The organism is Guyparkeria sp., assembly GCF_046540515.1.
Taxonomy (GTDB): domain Bacteria; phylum Pseudomonadota; class Gammaproteobacteria; order Halothiobacillales; family Halothiobacillaceae; genus Guyparkeria.
In genome coordinates this window covers 11,167-29,330 of record NZ_JBKHFB010000008.1, presented here as the reverse complement: position 1 = coordinate 29,330, position 18,164 = coordinate 11,167, and the positions used below count along the sequence as shown (strand labels likewise).

The following is an 18,164-nucleotide window of genomic DNA, read 5'->3' as shown; positions in this document are numbered from 1 at the left end:
TCAGCGTTTGAGCTTGTCCTTGAGGCAGGTCATCAGGGCGGCCTCGTCGGGTGGCTGGCCGTTCTGCTGGGCCTGCCAGAGGGCCTCGCCGAGACAGTCGATCATCTCGTGTTCGGCCTCGAGCGGATCGGCCTTTTTCAGGGAGAGTTCCGAGTGCACCGAGCGGATGCCGGCCGGGCGGTCGGTCTGCACCATCTCGCGCAGGGAGAGGTGCATGCTCATGTGCAGGAAGGGATTGGTCACGCCCATCTCCGGCGGCCAGTCGGCCTCCAGGGCGAACTCGGGCTGGTCGAGCAGCGAGTGATACTCGGGGTGGTCGCGGATCACGTCGAAGATCATCTGCTCGATCGGGGCGAGCGGCTTTCTCGCCTTGCCCTTTTCCCAGGCGTCGATGAACGGCTGGCGCATGCGGCGTCGGTCGCTGGAGTACATGGGTTCAGGCCTCGATGGATTCGGTGGCGTAACGGGCGATCAGCTCAGGGCTGCAGTCCTCGGTCTTGTCGCGAAAGTCGCACAGGTCGCAGACGATGCACGCCCCGCAGTCGGGTTTTCGCGCCTTGCAGACATAGCGCCCGTGGAGGATCAGCCAGTGGTGGGCGTCGAGTCGGTATTCCTTAGGGATGACCTTGAGCAGCTTCTCCTCCACGGCGCGTACGGTCTTGCCCCTGGCCAGCCCGGTGCGGTTGGCGACGCGGAAGATGTGGGTGTCGACCGCCATGGTCGGCTGGCGGAAGACGGTGTTCAACACCACGTTGGCGGTCTTGCGGCCCACGCCGGGCAGGGCCTCGAGCGCCTCGCGGTCGGCGGGCACCTCGCCATCGTGCTTGTCGATCAGCTGGCGGCACAGGGCGAAGACGTTCTTCGCCTTGGTCTTGTAAAGCCCGATGGTGCGGATCGACTCGGTCAGTTTGTCGAGCCCCAGGTCGAGGATCGCCTGCGGGGTGTTGGCCCGTTCGAACAGCGGCCGGGTCGCCTTGTTCACCCCGGCGTCGGTCGCCTGGGCGGAGAGGACCACCGCCACCAGGAGCTCGAAGGGCGTGCGGTATTCGAGCTCGGTGGTCGGCTCGGGGCGCTGGCGCTGGAAACGGGCGAACATCTCGCGGCGGGTGCGGGGGTTCATGAGGTCAGGGGTCGCATGGGAATTTCGGAACAGCCGCCCATGATAAACTCCGCGGCCCTGTCAAAGAACCGGGGCGGCCGAGTGTGTTTTCGCCACCCGGCGTCGATCGGAGGATCTCTCGACCGTGAACAAGCAACTGGGTGTCATCGGAGCGGTCTGGGGCGTGCTGGGTCTTTGTGCGCTGCTGCTCTGGGCGATCTACCGGCTCTCCTTCTACGCGTTGGAGGCCTGGGCCGCGCCGTGGGCGTGGTGGCACTGGGTATTCTTCGTCGGCTGGATGGTGTTCATGGTCTACGGCGAGGGCTACAAGGGCTTCCAGAAGGGGTTCTCCCCCCGGGTGGTCGCCCGTGCCGGATACCTGTCGCGTCACCCGGTCTGGTGGCACGTGGCGCTGGCGCCGTTGTACTGCATGGGGTTCATCCATGCGACCAGAAAGCGGCGGATCGTGACCTTCTCGGTGACCGCTGGCGTGGTGGCCCTGGTGCTGCTGGTCAGCCTGTTGCCGCAGCCCTGGCACGGGATCGTGGATCTCGGCGTCGTGGCCGGGCTCTCCTACGGCGTGGTCGCGATCCTCGCCTTCGCGCTGCGGGCGCTGGCGGGTCGACCGGTCGACTTTCCCACCGACGTGCCCGGCAGCGAAGCGCAGGCCGGCTGAGCGGAGGTTCGCATGGGCGACCGTCGGAAACCGCCACATGATCGCCTGTCCCGCGTGGTGACGCGCAGCGGTGACCGGGGCGAGACGGGTCTGGCCGACGGGACGCGCCTGGCCAAGGATTCTCTCGCCATCGATCTGCTCGGCGAGCTCGACGAGCTCAATGCCCGCCTGGGCTCGCTGGCGGTGTCGCTGACGGACAGCCCGGCAATGCTTGCCTTCGTCCGCGAGCAGCAGCATGCCGTGTTCGACCTGGGTGGCTTCGTCGCCATGGGCGAGATGGCCGCGGCGGGCCAGTTGCCGTCGCTCGAGCGGCTCGACGGGTGGATCGAGAAGGCCAACAGCGACCTGCCGCCGCTCAAGGAGTTCATCCTGCCCGGCGGGAGCGAGGCGATGGCGCGGGCGCATCTGGCGCGAACGGCGACCCGGCGGGTCGAGCGGCTGGCCTGGGCGTGGTCTCGAGAGGCAGGCGGGTCCATTGACCGCGCCGCGCTGGCCACCTATCTCAACCGGCTTTCCGATGCCTGGTTCGTGTTCGCGCGCCGGCTCGATCCCGACGGTGAGCACACGGTCTACTGGCGGGGATCTTCTCCGGGCTGATCCCTGTGTTTCTCTTCGTCCCGGGCCAACGTCGCCTCCGTGCCGGGTCTCACTGCGGTCAGCGTCGTGTCCTCGAGCGTCTTTTCCCAATGGCGATGGCGTTCGGCGAATCGCCCCAGCGCCGGGATTGCACGGATCAGTGCCCCGGGCAGCCGGGGCGAGCCGCCCTCGATCGCCCGTTCCACCTCGGCCAGCGTAATGCGTTCGCCCGGCCGCGCCGGCAGGAAACAGGTATTGTCCGCCGGTTCGGTAATGCGCAGCAGTTCGGCCTCGACCAGCTTTTCCAGCAACGGATCGATCCAGATCGGGGCCAGCTCGGGGTAGGGGGCGATCCGTTCGGCCAGGTGGTCCCGGTCGGGCGGGGCCTTGCCGGCCTCGAAGCGGCGCTCGATCTCGTCGAGCAGCACGATCGCCGTCGCCAGGCGCGTTGCCGGATGGGCGGGGGCGGGCTTGCCCAGGGTCAGGCGGTCGCTGTGCTGCCAGGCGTAGCTGATGCCCGCGCCCACCAGCACGATCATCCAGGCGATCTGCAGCCAGACCAGGAACAGCACCAGCGAGGCGAAGGCCGAGTAGACCGCGGTGTAGCTGGTCGACCCGGCGATCAGGCCGCCGAACAGAAGACCCAGCAGGTTCCAGAGCACGGCGGCCACCAGCCCGCCGACCAGGGCCGACCCGGGGCGCACGCGCGTGTTGGGGATGAACAGGTAGAGAAAGGCGAACGCGCCGGTCCAGATCGCCAGCGGCACGAGGTAACCGAGCCACTTGAGCACCGTGGCCAGCACCGAGAGTTCCGCCACGTCGCTGATCCAGGGCGCGGCCACCAGCGAGGCCGTGAGGCTCCCGGCGGCGATCACCAGCACCGGACCGACCATCAGTACCGAAAGATAATTGGCGAAACGGGCCGACATCGAGCGCAGCTGGTGCACGTTCCAGATGCGGTTGAAGACCCGTTCGATCTTCTGCATCAGGGCAATGACGGTGAAGAAGAGCAGGGCAATGCCGGCGGCCCCCAGGACGCCGACCCGGATATTGTCGACGAAATCGAGGATGCGCAGCGTCAGCTCATCGGCCGTGTCACCCAGCGGCGCCATCAGCGAGAGCAGGAACGGCTCGATCACCGAGTCGGAGCCGAACGCCTTGAGCACCGAGAAGGTCACCGCCAGCAACGGCACCATGGACAGCAGCGTGGTGTAGGAAAGGCTCATCGCGTTGAGCTGCAGGTCGCCGCGCGAGGCCGAGGACAGCACGCTCAGCACGGCGCGGGTCAGACGCTGGGCGGCCCGAGCAGGACGGGTGGCCGGTCGGTCATGCCATATCCAGTGTTTGACCGTGTCGAACCATTGGCGGGGCGTAAAGGGGATCATCGAGCAGCCGGGTCCTTGTCGGGTTGAGTGCAGGTAAACGGTTCGTCGTTGCCGCGCCGGGTGCCGTGCATGCGTCCTGGCCGTCCCGCGAGGACGCTCCGGATTCCCGAGTCGTCATGCCGGGCCAATGCTTGTGGGACCGGCTGCGTTATCATGCTCGACCCGGCGCCATCATGACGCCGTTGCCGCCACGGCCTTATCTGCGAGGGAGCTTAGCACCAGATGGAAACCACACCGACGCTCACCGACGCCCCCGAGGTCCCGGTCGTCCTGGCCATTGCCGGGCACGACCCGAGTGGCGGGGCCGGCATCCACGCCGACATCGAGGCGATCGTCAGCCAGGGCGTGCATCCGGCCACCGCCATCACCGCATTGACGGTGCAGGACACGGTCAACGTGCACGGTTTCGTGGCCAGCGACCCGAAGCTCGTCATCGACCAGGCCCTGGCGGTGCTCAAGGACATGCCGGTCGGTGCGATCAAGATCGGCATGCTCGGCACCGTCGAGCTGGTCGAGGCAGTCGCCACGGTACTGGCGCGCTACCCGGATATCCCGGTGGTGCTCGACCCGGTGCTGGTTGCCGGCGGTGGCGGGTCGCTGGCCGAGAACGCCGTCGCCGCGGCGATCGTCGAGCACCTGTTCCCGCGGGCGACCATCGTCACCCCCAATGCCCACGAAGCCCGCGTGCTGGCGCCCGACGCCGCCGACCGCGAGCAGCGCGGCCAGATGCTCTCGGCACTCGGGGCGGAATACGTCCTGCTCAAGGGTGGTGACGAGCCGGGAGAGAAGGTGGAGAACTGGCTGTATGGCGTCGAGCCGCCGCGACGCTTCGTCTACGAGCGCCTGGCCGGCCAGTTCCATGGCTCGGGCTGCACGCTCTCCTCGGCGATCGCCGGGCTGATCGCCCAGGGCAGCGACCCGATCAACGCGATCCACGAGGGCCTGGAATACACCCACCAGACGCTGATGCACGCCGCGGCGATCGGTCGCGGCCAGCTGATCCCGCACCGGTTGTTCTGGGCCGACGACGAGGGCGGGGCGGACATGAACGACGAGCCGCCGGGCTCATCGCGGGTGCACTGACGAGTCGAATTGATGGAGAACGTTCGCCCCAGCACCGACTTGATGCTGCGCCAGCTCGACCGGATCGCGCACGAGATGCAGCGCGCCGGGCTCTGGTCGGATCGGCGTCCCAGCGATCAGGCGCTGGCCAGCCCCAATCCGTTCTGCTTCGACACGCTGGCGTTCGAGGAGTGGCTGCAGTGGAAATTCCTGCCGCAGATGCGCGAACTGCTCGAACGGTTCGGCACGCCGCCGGAGAACTGCTCGATGGCACCATTGGCCGAACACCAGTTCGCCGAACTCGATGAGGAGACCGACCGCCTGCTGGCGGCGATCGCCGAGTTCGACAACCTGGCCTGGCATTTCTTCAACGCCCGCTGACCGCTGGGCTCGATCGACACGACCGGATACCCCATGACCGATTCGCACCGCCGTCCCGACCCCGACTGGTCGCTCTCGACCCAGGCCATTCGCGTCGGCCATCACCCGACGCCCGAACGCGAGCACGGCGAGCCGATCTTCACCACCTCGAGCTTCACCTTCGAGTCGGCCGAGCAGGCCGCGGCGCGCTTCGCCGGCGACGAGCCGGGCAACATCTACGCCCGCTTCACCAATCCCACCACGCGCATCTTCGAGGAGCGGCTGGCGGCGATGGAGGGCGGCGAGGATTGCGTGGCCACCGCCTCGGGCATGGCCGCGATCCTGAGTACCGTCATGGCGTTGTGCGAAGCCGGTGACGAGGTCGTGGTCGCCCGGCAGGTCTTCGGCACCACCACGGTGCTGTTCGACAAGTACCTGGCCAGGTTCGGCCTGGTGGTCCGCTGGGTCGACCTGACCGACTGGTCGCAATGGGAAGCGGCGGTCAACGGGGGCACACGCCTGCTGTTCATCGAGACGCCATCCAACCCCCTGACCGAGGTCGCCGACATCCGCCGGCTGGCCGACCTGGCCCATGCACACGGTGCCGCACTGGTGGTGGACAACTGTTTCTGCACCCCTGCGCTGCAGCGGCCCCTGAGTCTCGGGGCCGACATCGTGATCCATTCGGCGACCAAGTTCCTCGACGGTCAGGGGCGCGCGATCGGCGGGGCCGTGGTGGGGGACGCCGAGCGGGTCGGCAAGGAAGTGCGCGGTTTCCTGCGCACCTGCGGGCCGACCATGGCGCCGTTCAACGCCTGGATCTTCGCCAAGGGACTGGAGACGCTGAACCTGCGCATGGAAGCGCACAGCCGGCATGCCCGCGAGGTGGCCGACTGGCTGGTCGCCCACGAGCGGGTCGCCAGGGTGCATTTCCCGGGGCTGTCGGATCACCCGCAGGCGGCGATCATCGCCGCGCAGCAGACCGGACCCGGGGCGATCGTCTCGTTCGTGGTCGAGGGTGGTCGCGAGAAGGCCTGGGAGGTGATCGATCGCACCCGCATGCTCTCGATCACCGCGAACCTCGGTGACACCAAGACCACCATCACGCACCCGGCGAGCACGACCCACGGCCGCTTGAGTCCCGAGGCGCGCGCCGAGGCGGGCATCGAGGAGGGGTTGATCCGGTTGTCGGTCGGTCTGGAGGACCCGCAGGACATCATCGCCGACCTGGCGCGCGGGTTGGGCGACCAGATCGACTGACGGTCGTTCGCGGGCTCAACGCTGGACCTGCACCAGGTCGCCGCGTTCGACCGACTGTCCTCCCCGGTACCGCAGCGTGGCGTCGTTGTCGCCCAGAAAGGTCACGCGGGCCTCGCCGAGGTTGCGGGCCTCGCGAATCGGTCCGGCCGTGGTATCGAGGTCGGGTCGAGTCAAGAGATTGACACCCAGCCAGTCCGTGGGGACGCCCGGTTCGACCACCATCAGGCGATCGTCGGCGGACAATCCGTCTTTCTGGCCCAGGTCGACCCGCAAATCGATGGCGTCGCCACGGCTGTCGGTCGACAGGACCCGGCCGACCAGCGGGCGGCAGGCCACGGTCTCATGCACCGCCTCGGCCAGGGTCTCGATGGCGGCATCGAGCGAACGTCCCCAGTCGCTGTCCCAGAAGCGTGCCGAATCGGCCGCCACCTCGGGCGAGAACGGTTTGCCCTTGGTCGCCGAGAGATCGATTTTCCAGCTGTCCAGACGCGCCCCGCGCGCGCCGTCGTCCAGCGTGCCGGCCAGCTCCCCGGCGCGGGGGGCATAGCGATCTGGCAGCAGCACGATGCCGGAGGGTCGTCCCTCGGTACCCAGGTTATGTGCCGTGAGCCGCAGGAAGTAGGTTGCGCCATGGCGGTCGAAGACGTCCATCGCAGGTTCGAGACCACTGCTGCGCGTCGGCCGAACGGTCCGTACCACCTGCAGACCGTCCTCCTCGAGCCGGGTGGTCATTCGCTCGGCGATGGCCGCGGACAGGCCGATCACGTCACCGGGTTCGTGTTCGATCTGCGCCTCGCTGATCACGATACGGTGGGACGAGGCACAGGCCTCGTCAGATGCCTCGACGATTGGCGTGGCGCACGTTGCCGCCAGGAGCGTGGCGGACAGCAGGGCGACGGGCGCTCGGCCGCTGGTCGGGCATGGGGATGTCGGCAAGAGGTGACGGAGTGATCGGCGCATGTCGGCTGGCCTGTCGGCAGTTGGAATCGTCGGCGCCCGGTCGGTTCGACGGGGCCGGATGGAATTGATGGCTTGACGTTCTCGTGAAGCAATTGCCGTGCCATTCGTGACGGCATTTGCGCAGGGTGGCAAGTCGGGGGGACGGTTCAGTCATCCGCCGGCAAACCGCTATACTTCCACCCCAGTTTTCCGCCCGTGCCCCTGTCGATCGGACAGGTCGGCCGCTTATTGCTCCCAACGAGGTATCGATGACCGTTCGCACCCGCTTTGCCCCGTCGCCCACCGGCTACCTGCACATCGGCGGCGCCCGCACGGCCCTGTTCAGCTACCTGTTCGCCCGCCGCCACGGCGGCGAATTCGTGCTGCGCGTGGAGGATACCGACCGCGAACGGTCCACCGCCGAGTCGGTCAACGCGATCCTCGAGGGCATGACCTGGCTGGGGCTCGACTACGACGAGGGGCCGTTCTACCAGACCGAGCGCATGGAGCGGTACCGCGAGGTGATCGACCAGTTGCTTGCCGAGGGCAAGGCCTACTACTGCTACGCCACCCGCGAAGAACTCGACGAGCTGCGCGAGGCGCAGATGAAGCGCGGCGAGAAGCCCCGCTACGATCGCCGTTACCGCGACTTCACCGGCACGCCGCCGGCGGGTGTCAAGCCGGTGGTGCGCTTCAAGAATCCGCTCGACGGGCTGGTGGTGGTCGAGGACGCCATCCGTGGTCGGGTGACCTTCCGCAACGACGAACTCGACGATCTGATCATCGCCCGCGGTGACGGCACGCCGACCTATAACCTCACGGTGGTGGTCGACGACATGGACATGCGGATCACGCACGTCGTGCGTGGCGATGACCACCTCAACAACACACCGCGTCAGATCAACCTCTACCGCGCACTTGGTGTCGAGCCGCCGCAGTTCGCGCACCTGCCGATGATCCACGGCCCCGACGGGGCGAAGCTTTCCAAGCGCCACGGCGCGGTCAGCGTGGTGCAGTACCGCCACGATGGCTTTCTGCCCGAGGCGCTGCTCAACTACCTGGTTCGCCTGGGCTGGTCGCACGGTGACGAGGAGATCTTCTCGCGTGCCGAGCTGGTGCAGTTGTTCGACCTCAAGGACGTCAACCACTCTGCCTCGAGCATAAACCCCGAGAAACTCCGCTGGCTCAACCAGCACTACATGCGCGAGCTGCCGGTCGCCGACGTCGCCGCCGAGCTGCGCTGGCACCTCGGCCAGCTGGGCATCGATCCGGACAAGACCGGCCCCGATCCCGCTGCGATCGTGCCGGCTTACGTCGACCGGGTACACACGTTGGTCGAGATGGCCGAGCAGGCTCGTCCCTTCTACCTGGATGCCGTCGAGCCGGACCCCGTGGCAATGGAAAAGCTCGATGCCTCGGCCGCGATGGTGGTCGATGCGCTGATCGTCGCGCTCGAGGACGATGCGGTCTGGGAGAGCAGCGACACGCTCGAGGCGGCGGTCAAGGGCGTGGCCAGTACCCTCGAACTCAAGCTTGGCAAGGTGGGGCCGGTGCTGCGACTGGCCCTGCTGGGGCACACCTCGTCGCCGAGTTTCGGCGTGATCCTGGAGCTGATGGGCCGTATACGCAGCATCCAGCGCCTCAACGCCTTCCGGGACCGGATCGGCGCCTGACGTGAGGGCGCCTCGAAAAACCGTCATGAGCCGCCCGAGTGCAAGGAGCCGCACAGTGAGTGACGAGACAGATCAACAAGATAGGCGAGAAACGAGCGAGCACGCGACGCGGCAATCGGGTGGCGCAATAGGTTTTTCGAGGTTCCCATGAGGATCGGGGCCATGCGACCGGCATTGCCGATCACGGTCGCCTACCTGTTGCTGGCCTCGTTGTGGATCTGGGTCACCCAGTGGCTGCTGGGCCGGCTGGGCGGGGCCCACTGGGAGATTTCCACTGCCGGGCTGGTCTTCGGCGAGATATTCGTGCTGGTCACCGGCGCGATGCTCTACGTGCTGGTCGACCGGTTGACCATCGCCCGGGAAGACCGGGTCGATTTCGGTCCCGAGCGGACACGTCCTCGTCAGGGTTGGCTGACCGCCATGCTGGTCGCGCTGGTGCTGATCGCCGTGATGCAGATATTCATCGCCGTGGTAGCCGCCCGGCAGTACGCCCCGCTGCTGCTAGACAAGGCGCAACGGGAGGTGTCGAACCTCGCGGCGATCCGGGCCATCGAGCTGGAGAACTGGGTGGACGAGCGCGACCAGCAGGTCGAGGCGCTGGCCCAGCGGCGTGACTGGCTGCGAGACTGGGTCGAGAGACTCGACGAGGGGCGGGTCGACGAGTTCCCCGACAGCCTGCGTCAGGGCAGTCTGGTCGGCCGCTTCCGCTCGATCACGCTGCTCGACCCGGACCGTAATCCGCGGCTGCAGACCGGAACGACCAGTGTCGTCCCGCCCGAGATGCAGTCATTCGACCAGGCCGCGGTGACCGGGAAGGTGGAGACGGTCACCCGGTTCATCCGTGGGCGTGGTGGTGTCGACCTGTTCTGGATCGTTCCGATCTACGACGAGCGCACGGCGGTCACCCGCGGGCCGTGGTACCTGATGCTCTGGACCCGGCTGAACACCGACGGCCTCCTGGCGGACGTCGAGGACAGTGTCCGGCGCGTGCGGGCGGCCGAAGGGCTGAGCACGCTCCTGATCAACACCCCGGAAGACCCCGCCAGCGGCTCGAGCTTCTGGCCCATGCTGGTACTCGACCCGCGTGGCGAATCCGCGACCGTGGGCGAGACGCCGGCGGCGATCGTCGATCGCATCCAGGTGGGCTTGTCCGAGATCGAGGGCGACCCGGATGCCGACGAGGGCGTGACTCGGATCGAGGGGCGTGATCGTGTCTATGCCACGGCCGATCTGCCGCGCCTGTCCGCCCGCTTGCTGGTCCTGCAGGATCGCCGCGACGTGCTCGCGCCGGTCGATCAGCTGGAGAAGTGGCTGGGCCTCACGGCCATGCTCTCGACCCTGGGGCTGTTTGCGGCCCTGCTGTTCCTGTGGCGCTTCCTGCGCGGTCGCTATCGCGCCCGGTGCGCCGACATCCGGCGCGAGTGCGAATTCTGGCATCACGCCTGGCTCGAGATGCCGTCGCTTGGCCTGCTCGAGATCGATGCGGATCGCCTGCGGGTGATCGTTGCCAATCGCCAGGCGGCCGAGTGGCTGGGACGGGGCCGCGAGGAGCTGGTCGGCAGGCAGTTGTTCGACCTCTTCGAGCCCAACGACTCGGCCTCCCCGCTCGCCGGTGACCCCGAGACGGCCCTGCCGGCCTACTTCGCCCGTGGGGCGGTGGACTGGCTGGCGCTGGAGGTCCGGGTCAGCGGCGAAACGGCCACGGGCTCCATGTGGCTGGAACTCCGCGTGCTGCGCGACGGCGATGGCCAACCGGAACGCATGATCGGCATGCTGCGGCCGGCACGGGCCGTCGACTTGCACGCCCTGCGGGCGCAGCTCGATCACCTCACGGCACGCTGCGCGGTGTTGCCGCCCGCCGAGCGCGAGTCGCTGGCCGTCTCGTTGGCCGATCAGGCGGAGAGTCCGTTTCTCGATGTGCGGACCATCTCGCTCTCCACGGCGGAGATCCACGATCGCGCCGCTTTGATCGCCTACCTCGAGGACCACCTGCCCGAGAGCCTTCGCCATCACCAGGCCTTGCTGCGCCCCCTGGCCGACGAGCTGGGGCGGGTCGTGGTCAGCGGCGAGGGGCGTTGGGTGCACAGCGATAGCGCCGATTCGGTCGAGGGCGGGTATGGCAGTCCTGCCGTCGTCACCGCTGTCGGCCACAGCGTGGTGATGTTGCCCGAGCCGGTCGTCCAGCGCGGTACCGTGGCCGTGCGGCTCTACATCAGCCGGGAGCGCTGGGAGATGACCGCGGACCTGCTGGAGGCCGTGGCGCGGCTGCATCGGGTCTGCGGACAGGCGGGATGACGGCAGGGAGCTTGTCGGCCGGCGGGCCGAGTGGAGAGCTCATGACAGGTACGCCTCACGACGAACGCCCCGTGTCGATCCCGGTCGACACGGGGCGTTCGTCGTTCGCCGACCGGTGCTAGTCTCCGCCGTCCTCCCGGTTCGGCTTTCCATTGGCCTCGCCGTAACGCGGGTTGTCGCCCGAGAGCTCCCGGTGGATGCCGGCGCGTGCCATCAGCAGGGCGCTGATCGGCGCCGTCAGGAACAGGAAGATCAGGATCAGGATCTCGTGGACCGACAGGCCGCCGCGGCTGGTGAAATACACCGCCGAGGCCAGCAGGATGCTGCCCACGCCCAGTGTCGATGCCTTGGTGGGCCCGTGCAGGCGCATGAAGAAGCTCGGCAGCTTGGCCAGGCCCAGCGAGCCCAGCAGCACGAAGGCGGCGCCGAACAGGATCAGGAAACTGACGATGAGTTCGAAAAGCATGATGGCCTCCGGGCTATTCGACGATGTCGCCGCGAATCAGGTACTTGCTCAACGCCACGGTGGTGATGAAGCCCAGCACGGCGATCAGCAGCGCCGCCTCGAAGTTGATCGAGGTCTCGAACCAGATCCCCAGCGCGATCAGCAGGGCGATCGCGTTGATCGACATGGTGTCGAGCGCGAGGACGCGGTCGGCCTGGTCCGGGCCCTTGAACAGGCGATAGGTCGCCAGGCCCATGGCGATGACGATCAGGACCAGGGCGATGCCGAGGCTGACGTGGATCATGATTCTGCCTCCGGGTTGGTTGCTGCCCGTCCGGCATCGCCGGCCTGGCCGAAGACGCGGATCAGGCGCGATTCGTAGCGCTGCTTGATCTCCGCGATCTCCTCGGAGATATCGTCGGCGTGCAGGGCGTGCACCCACAGGCGGGTCTGGTCCGGGCTGATCCGGCAGGAGACCGTGCCGGGCGTGAGCGTGATGGTCGCCGCGAGGATGCTCACCGGCAGCGAGCCGCGGAGATCGAGCTCCATTTCGAACAGCTGCGAGCGCAATGCCCGGTTGGGCCCCAGCACCTGGCGGGCGACCACGAAATTGGCGCGGATGATGTCGACCAGCACGATGCCGATGTAGCCGAGCAGCGCCGCCGGGCTCTTGACCCCGGCCCGGATCTCCCAGAAGCGGTGCGTGATCCAGGGAATGATCAGCGCGACGATCGCCCCCATGACGATGGTGCCCGGGTGGAGGCTGTTGTTGATCACCAGCCAGCTGACCCACAGGGCCAGGCTGAGCAGGGGTTGAGGCAGGATGCGGCGCATTCAGTGACCTCCCTCGTAATCCGGGTAATCTTGGCCGTACTTGCCGGGCGCGGTGTCCGGCGACAGGATGCCATCGGGCATCACCGCCTCCTTGTAGCTCGACGGCGTCGTGATCTGCTCGGCGGTGACATTCAGCCAGTCGGATAGCGGTTGGGCGCCGACCACCATCACGGTGGCGACGGCCAGCGGAGCGATGGCAAGCGTCAGCCCGGGCAGCGGCGTGCGCTGGTCGCGCGCAGTGGGATGAGCGGGGTGCCCGGGCGTGGCCTGCGACTGGTAGAACAGCCGGCTGCCGGCCTGCGCCAGGGCGATCACCATCAGCAAGCCGCTGATCAGCACCACGGCGAAGATCGGTGCCATCAACGGGCTGTCCAGAGCAGCGGCCAGGATCATCACCTTGCCGAAGAACCCGGTCAGCGGCGGCAGGCCGGCCATCGCGATCGCGTAGGCCAAGAACAGCGAGCCGACCAGCACGGCGTGCGGCATGGGAGGCGTGGTCTCGAAGGCATCGCCGGCCTCGGGGCGGTGGCGCACCAGCAGACCGGCCAGCAGGAAGAACCCGGCGCTCAGTACCGTGGTGTGAATCCAGTAGTACAGCGCGCCGCTGATCGCCAGTTCACGCTCCGAGCCGGTTACCAGACCCAGTGCGATCAGGATCATGCCAACCGAGGCGACGATCAGGTAGGCCACCTGCCGGCGCAGGAATCGCCCGGCGAGCACGCCGAGCGCGGCGAGCATCAGGGTGACCAGGCCCAGCCAAAGCAGCCACGGAGCGATAAGGGTAGTGGTCTCGACCAGTCCGCCGATACTGTTGCCCGAGAGCATCACCGAGTCGACGCGCAGCACCGAGTACAGCCCCACCTTGGTCATGATCGCGAACAGCGCGGCGACCGGGATCGAGGCGTAGGCGTAGGCGCCCGGCAGCCAGAGATACAACGGGAAGGCCGCCCCCTTGATCAGGAACACCGTGAACAGCAGGAAGATCGCCGTGGTGACGATCGGCACCGCATCCGGCGCCACTTCGGGCAGCTTTAGCGCGATGTCGGCGAGGTTGAGGCTGCCGACCGTGCCGTACAGCGCGCCGACGGCGAACAGGAACAGCGTCGAGCCGATCAGGTTGACCGCCACGTAGTGGAATCCCGCCCGGGTGCGCTTGCGGCCGTTGCCGTGCAGCAGCAGCCCGTAGGAGGCGAGCAGCAGCACCTCGAAGAACACGAACAGGTTGAACAGGTCGCCGGTCAGGAACGCGCCGTTCAGACCGAACAGCTGCGCCTGGAACAGGGCGTGGAAATGCGGCCCGGCCGAATCCTCCTCGCGGCGCACCGCGTAGAGCAGGGCGAGCATCGCGACGATCGAGGTCAGCACCACCATCAGCCCGGAGAGGCGATCGAACACCCAGACGATGCCGAAGGGCGCGGCCCAGCTGCCCAGCTCGATCACCTGCGGGGTGTTGCCTTGTCCCGTGACCAGCAGCCCGACACTGACGACCAGCAGCACCGCCACCCCGGCCAGGCTGATGCCGCGCGACAGTCCCGGCGCGCGCTGGTCGGTCATGGCGAGGATGGCCGCCAGCGCGACCGGCAGCAGGACCAGCAGGGAAATCAGGTTGGCGGTCATGCGCGCGGCTCCTTGCGGCGTTCGATCACCCGGTCGGCCTGTGGGATGTGCGTGCCGTCGACGTGATCGTTGCCCAGTGCGGCGCGCGCCTTGAGCGCCAGGACGATGACGAAGGCGGTCATGGCGAAGGCGATCACGATGGCGGTCAGCACCAGCGCCTGGGGCAGGGCGTCGGCCGAGTGCTCGGCCGCTCCGACCACCGCCGGGGCGGCGGTGTGCAGCCGGCCCATGGTGAACAGGAACAGGTTGACCCCGTAGGACATCAGGGTCAGCCCCAGCACCACCGGGAAGGTCTGCGCGCGCAGCACCAGGTACACGCCGGCCCCGGTGAGCACGCCGATCAGCAGGGAAATGGCCAGGTTGGTCATGCGTTTCTCTCCCCGCGGATCTTTCCGCTTGCGGGGCTTGCCTCGATGGATGCGTAGTCGGGATGTTCGACCGCGTGGTCGGTCAGGCGGCCGAGATTGAGCAGGATCAGCATGGTCGAGCCGACCACCACCAGGAACACGCCCAGGTCGAAGCCGATCGCCGAGGCCAGGTGGATCTCACCGACCACCGGCAGCGTGAAGTGCCAGGTGTTGGAGGTGAGGAAGGGCACGCCGACCACCATGGCCACCAGCCCGGTGCCCAGCGCGACCAGCAGGCCTGCACCCATCACGCCGTGGATCGGCAGGTGCAGCTTGCGTTCGGTGTTCTCGATGCCGAAGGCCATGTACTGCGCCACCAGCGCACTGGCGACGATCAGCCCGGCGATGAAGCCCCCGCCCGGTTCGTTGTGCCCGCGCAGGAACACGTAGATACCGAACAGCAGCGTCAGCGGCAGGATGATCTGGGCGAAGGTGCGCAGCATCAGCGGGTGTGGGTCATCGCTCCAGGCACGTCCGAACGGATCGCGACGCGAGGAGGGCAGCGACAGGTTGTGCAGCATGGCGAAGATGCCCAGCGCGGCTAGCGCGAGCACCGTGATCTCGCCGAAGGTGTCGTAGCCCCGGAAGTCGACCAGGATCACGTTGACCACGTTGGTGCCGCCACCGCCCGGCACGGAATGCTCCAGGAAGTAGCCCGAGATCGTCTCGAACGGCCGGCTGATGATCGCGTAGGTCAGCGCGGCGATCCCGCCGCCGATGACGGTGGCGATGCCCGCGTCGCGCCAGCGACGGCTCGGCGACGACAGGCGGCGCGACTGCTGCGGCAGGTAGAACAGCGCCAGCAGCAACAGGATCATGGTCACCACCTCGACCGACAGCTGCGTCATGGCGAGATCCGGTGCCGAGAAGCGCGCGAAGATCATGGCCACACCCAGGCCGACCACGCTCATCGAGATCACCGCGAACAGTCGCTGGCGATGGCCGATGGCGGTGACCACCGCGGCGATGATGATCAGGAGCATGCCGAGCCAGGTCACCCAGTCGCCGCTGTCCTCGACCGTGCCGCGGTCGGGTGCGGTCTGCACGCCCGGCAGGCCGACGGTCTGGACGTAGCCGACCAGCCCGGCGATCAGCGAGAACAGCAGCGTGAGGATCACGATGCGGCCCAGCCGGCCGTTGTCCAGCGCCCCGGTGACCCCGGTGCTGGCGCGCATCAGGAGTTCCATGGCGCGGTTGTAGACGGCACGGGCATCGAGATGCGCCAGCGAACGGGCGTGCCAGCGGAAGATCGGCGCCCGGTAGAGGTAGATGACCAGGCCGCCGATCAGGGCCACCGCGCTCATCAGCAGCGGCAGGTTGAAGCCGTGCCACAACGACAGGCTGTAGTCGGGCGGCTCGGCCTGCAGCACGCCGGTGACGGCCACGTGCAGCAAGGGCCCGACCACAAGCGCCGGCAGGATGCCCACGGCCAGGCACAGCACCACCAGCAGGTCGACCGGGCGCTTCATCATGCCGGGCGGCTCGTGGGGCTTCTTGGGCAGGTCGCCGTCGGGCTTGCCGAAGAAGGTGTCGTGGACGAAGCGCAGCGAGTAGGCCACCGACAACAGCCCGCCGATCGAGACCAGGATCGGCAGCAGCCACACCGGACCGATGTCGCCGGCCACGCGTACCGACTCGGTGAAGAACATCTCCTTGGAGAGAAAGCCGTTGAACAGCGGCACGCCAGCCATAGCCATCGCCGCGATCATGCCCAGCGCCGCCGTGTGCGGCATGTACTTGATCAGCCCGCCCAGACGGCGCATGTCGCGGGTGCCGGTCTCGTGGTCGACGATGCCGGCGACCATGAACAGGCTGGCCTTGAAGGTGGCGTGGTTGATGATGTGGAAGATGCCCGCCACCGCGGCCAGCGGCGTGCCGAAGCCGAACAGCAGCGTGATCAGCCCCAGGTGGCTGATGGTCGAGTAGGCCAGCAACCCCTTGAGGTCATGCCGGAACAGCGCGGTGTAGGCACCCAGCAGGAAGGTGATCAGGCCGGCGGTGGAGACGATGATCACCCACAGCTCGGTGCCGGCCAGCGCCGGGAAGAAGCGCGCCAGCAGGAAGATGCCGGCCTTGACCATCGTCGCCGAGTGCAGGTAGGCCGACACCGGCGTCGGTGCGGCCATGGCGTTGGGCAGCCAGAAGTGGAACGGGAACTGCGCCGACTTGGTGAACACGCCCAGCAGGATCAGGATCAGCGCCGGGGCGTAGAGCTCGTGGTTCTTGATCAGGTCGCCCGCGGCCAGCACGTCGGTCAGCTCGTAGGAGCCGACGATGTGACCGAGGATCAGTACCCCGCCGAGCAGCGCCAGCCCCCCGGCGCCGGTGATCGCCAGCGACAGCCGCGCGCCGTAGCGGGCTTCCTTGCGATGCTGCCAGTAGCTGATCAGCAGGAACGAGGTCAGCGAGGTCAGTTCCCAGAAGATGACCAGGTTGATCATGTTCTCGGAGAGCACCACGCCCAGCATCGCGCCCATGAACATCAGCAGGTAGGCGAAGAACCGCCCCATCGAATCGTTGGGCGAGAGGTAGTAGCGCGCGTAGACGACGATCAGCAGGCCGATCACCAGGATCAGGCCGGTGAACAGCAGCGACAGGCCGTCGAGGCGGAAACCGAACGTCAGGCCTGCCGCCTCGAGCCAGGCATGCGAGGTGGCCACGGGCATCTGGCCGCTGTGCAGGACGACCAGCCAGGCGAAGATCACCAGGGCAAGCAGCGTGACGCCACCCGCCACCCAGGCGGCCGCATAACGATTGATGCGTGCGCTCCAGGCCGCCAGCGGGGCGGCCAGGAACGGCAGCAAGACGACTGCGGCCAAGAGTTCGATCGCGTTCACGAACACCGTCCTTATGCGGGTGAAATGGGGCTGCGGCCGTGAATCACGGCACAATCAGCGCAAAATCCTAGCATAGAACTTGCCGATCCAGGGCGCTAAACCCGCGGCAGCACGGGATTTGCGGGCATGTCGACGTGTTTGTCCTGCGGGCGCGCGCGAGGCGGCCCGAGCCGGTCGCTCCGGCCAATGGCCGCGGGTGGCTCCCGCCATTGCCGCTGGCCATTGTCGCTGGGGGAGTCTGCACGAATTGCCATACGCTCTGTCTGACCTGAGGCGGGCAGATGCGCGGCGGTCCACCGCGGTAGGGCACTCCCTTTCCGGGGGCAACCCAGCAGGTGCCAGATCCAAGGCGCGACTATGGGGTTGGTCCCGTCCTGCCGGGTCGCCAGGGGCCCATCTGCGACGTTGCGATCCCGGGAAGGAGCGCCGCATTCACCGCGAACGGCGCCTTGTAGACAGGTGCTTGGCGGTCCGGTCGAGGCACGATCGCATCGCGCAGAGTTTCCATGGTGATAGACTTCACGCTTTCTTCTGCGGAGCCTCTGCACGAATGGCACCTCCCCCGGCCCGGCCGGCGCGGCGCTGCAATCCGTACAGGGGTTCCCCAACCCACTGCGTGGCCCGTCGGCGCGTTCGATCGACGCGACCGGCCCGCTCGACGCCCGAACCGGGTCGATGCCGGCCACGGCGACAAATGGC

Annotated in this window: 17 protein-coding genes; 7 read left to right on the top strand and 10 right to left on the bottom strand. The window is 67.6% G+C overall.

Annotated elements, in window-relative coordinates; genetic code table 11:
• A complete protein-coding gene (locus ACLFRM_RS01880) occupies positions 1–432 on the bottom strand; it encodes a DUF1841 family protein (RefSeq protein WP_410753948.1) in 432 nt (143 codons plus the stop codon).
• 4 nt (positions 433–436) lie between these two features.
• Positions 437–1,120, bottom strand: coding sequence for an endonuclease III (nth, locus tag ACLFRM_RS01875; protein WP_410753947.1), 684 nt, complete (start codon positions 1,118–1,120; stop codon positions 437–439).
• A gap of 124 nt (positions 1,121–1,244) precedes the next feature.
• On the opposite strand from nth, the gene ACLFRM_RS01870 reads away from it, so the two are divergent.
• Positions 1,245–1,775, top strand: a complete 531-nt coding sequence (locus ACLFRM_RS01870; protein ID WP_410753945.1) for a hypothetical protein — start codon at positions 1,245–1,247, stop codon at positions 1,773–1,775.
• A 12-nt stretch (positions 1,776–1,787) separates the two neighbouring features.
• Positions 1,788–2,372, top strand: a complete 585-nt coding sequence (locus tag ACLFRM_RS01865) for a cob(I)yrinic acid a,c-diamide adenosyltransferase (protein WP_410753943.1) — start codon at positions 1,788–1,790, stop codon at positions 2,370–2,372.
• Here the strand turns inward: ACLFRM_RS01865 and ACLFRM_RS01860 are convergent.
• Positions 2,345–3,736, bottom strand: a complete 1,392-nt coding sequence (locus ACLFRM_RS01860) for a YihY/virulence factor BrkB family protein (protein WP_410753942.1) — start codon at positions 3,734–3,736, stop codon at positions 2,345–2,347. The genes ACLFRM_RS01865 and ACLFRM_RS01860 overlap by 28 nt on opposite strands.
• Positions 3,737–3,958: 222 nt before the next feature.
• On the opposite strand from ACLFRM_RS01860, the gene thiD reads away from it, so the two are divergent.
• From thiD to ACLFRM_RS01845, 3 genes are read left to right on the top strand one after another with little or no spacing between them, the layout of a single operon-like run.
• Complete coding sequence (thiD, locus tag ACLFRM_RS01855) at positions 3,959–4,819, top strand: bifunctional hydroxymethylpyrimidine kinase/phosphomethylpyrimidine kinase (RefSeq protein ID WP_410753941.1); 861 nt, start codon at positions 3,959–3,961, stop codon at positions 4,817–4,819.
• A gap of 12 nt (positions 4,820–4,831) precedes the next feature.
• Positions 4,832–5,179 carry a YqcC family protein gene (locus ACLFRM_RS01850; RefSeq protein ID WP_410753940.1) on the top strand — a complete coding sequence of 116 codons (348 nt, stop codon included), beginning with the start codon at positions 4,832–4,834 and terminating at the stop codon, positions 5,177–5,179.
• 33 nt (positions 5,180–5,212) lie between these two features.
• Entirely contained in the window at positions 5,213–6,418 is a 1,206-nt protein-coding gene (locus ACLFRM_RS01845) for an O-succinylhomoserine sulfhydrylase (RefSeq protein WP_410753939.1), read from the top strand.
• A 15-nt stretch (positions 6,419–6,433) separates the two neighbouring features.
• On the opposite strand, the gene ACLFRM_RS01840 is transcribed toward ACLFRM_RS01845, so the two are convergent.
• Complete coding sequence (locus ACLFRM_RS01840) at positions 6,434–7,378, bottom strand: hypothetical protein (protein WP_410753938.1); 945 nt, start codon at positions 7,376–7,378, stop codon at positions 6,434–6,436.
• 248 nt (positions 7,379–7,626) lie between these two features.
• Between ACLFRM_RS01840 and gltX the strand changes: the two genes are divergently transcribed.
• Both gltX and ACLFRM_RS01830 read left to right on the top strand, forming a co-directional pair.
• Complete coding sequence (gltX, locus tag ACLFRM_RS01835; RefSeq protein ID WP_410753936.1) at positions 7,627–9,030, top strand: glutamate--tRNA ligase; 1,404 nt, start codon at positions 7,627–7,629, stop codon at positions 9,028–9,030.
• Positions 9,031–9,192: 162 nt separating this feature from the next.
• Entirely contained in the window at positions 9,193–11,325 is a 2,133-nt protein-coding gene (locus ACLFRM_RS01830; RefSeq protein WP_410753935.1) for a PAS domain-containing protein, read from the top strand.
• Between the two features lie 118 nt (positions 11,326–11,443).
• Here the strand turns inward: ACLFRM_RS01830 and ACLFRM_RS01825 are convergent, their stop codons facing one another.
• The 6 genes from ACLFRM_RS01825 to ACLFRM_RS01800 are packed head-to-tail and all read right to left on the bottom strand — an operon-like array spanning position 11,444 to position 17,465.
• Positions 11,444–11,791: a Na+/H+ antiporter subunit G gene (locus ACLFRM_RS01825; protein ID WP_410753934.1), complete on the bottom strand. Its 348-nt coding sequence runs from the start codon at positions 11,789–11,791 to the stop codon at positions 11,444–11,446.
• Between the two features lie 13 nt (positions 11,792–11,804).
• A complete protein-coding gene (locus ACLFRM_RS01820) occupies positions 11,805–12,074 on the bottom strand; it encodes a K+/H+ antiporter subunit F (protein WP_410753932.1) in 270 nt (89 codons plus the stop codon).
• Positions 12,071–12,604 (bottom strand): Na+/H+ antiporter subunit E, encoded by a 534-nt coding sequence (locus tag ACLFRM_RS01815; protein ID WP_410753931.1) that lies wholly within the window; start codon positions 12,602–12,604, stop codon positions 12,071–12,073. Before ACLFRM_RS01815 ends, ACLFRM_RS01820 begins: the two co-directional genes overlap by 4 nt.
• Positions 12,605–14,221 carry a monovalent cation/H+ antiporter subunit D gene (locus tag ACLFRM_RS01810; RefSeq protein ID WP_410753930.1) on the bottom strand — a complete coding sequence of 539 codons (1,617 nt, stop codon included), beginning with the start codon at positions 14,219–14,221 and terminating at the stop codon, positions 12,605–12,607.
• Entirely contained in the window at positions 14,218–14,589 is a 372-nt protein-coding gene (locus ACLFRM_RS01805) for a Na+/H+ antiporter subunit C (RefSeq protein WP_410753928.1), read from the bottom strand. The genes ACLFRM_RS01810 and ACLFRM_RS01805 overlap by 4 nt, the downstream gene beginning before the upstream one ends.
• Positions 14,586–17,465: a monovalent cation/H+ antiporter subunit A gene (locus tag ACLFRM_RS01800; protein ID WP_410753926.1), complete on the bottom strand. Its 2,880-nt coding sequence runs from the start codon at positions 17,463–17,465 to the stop codon at positions 14,586–14,588. Before ACLFRM_RS01800 ends, ACLFRM_RS01805 begins: the two co-directional genes overlap by 4 nt.
• Positions 17,466–18,164 lie beyond the last annotated feature (699 nt).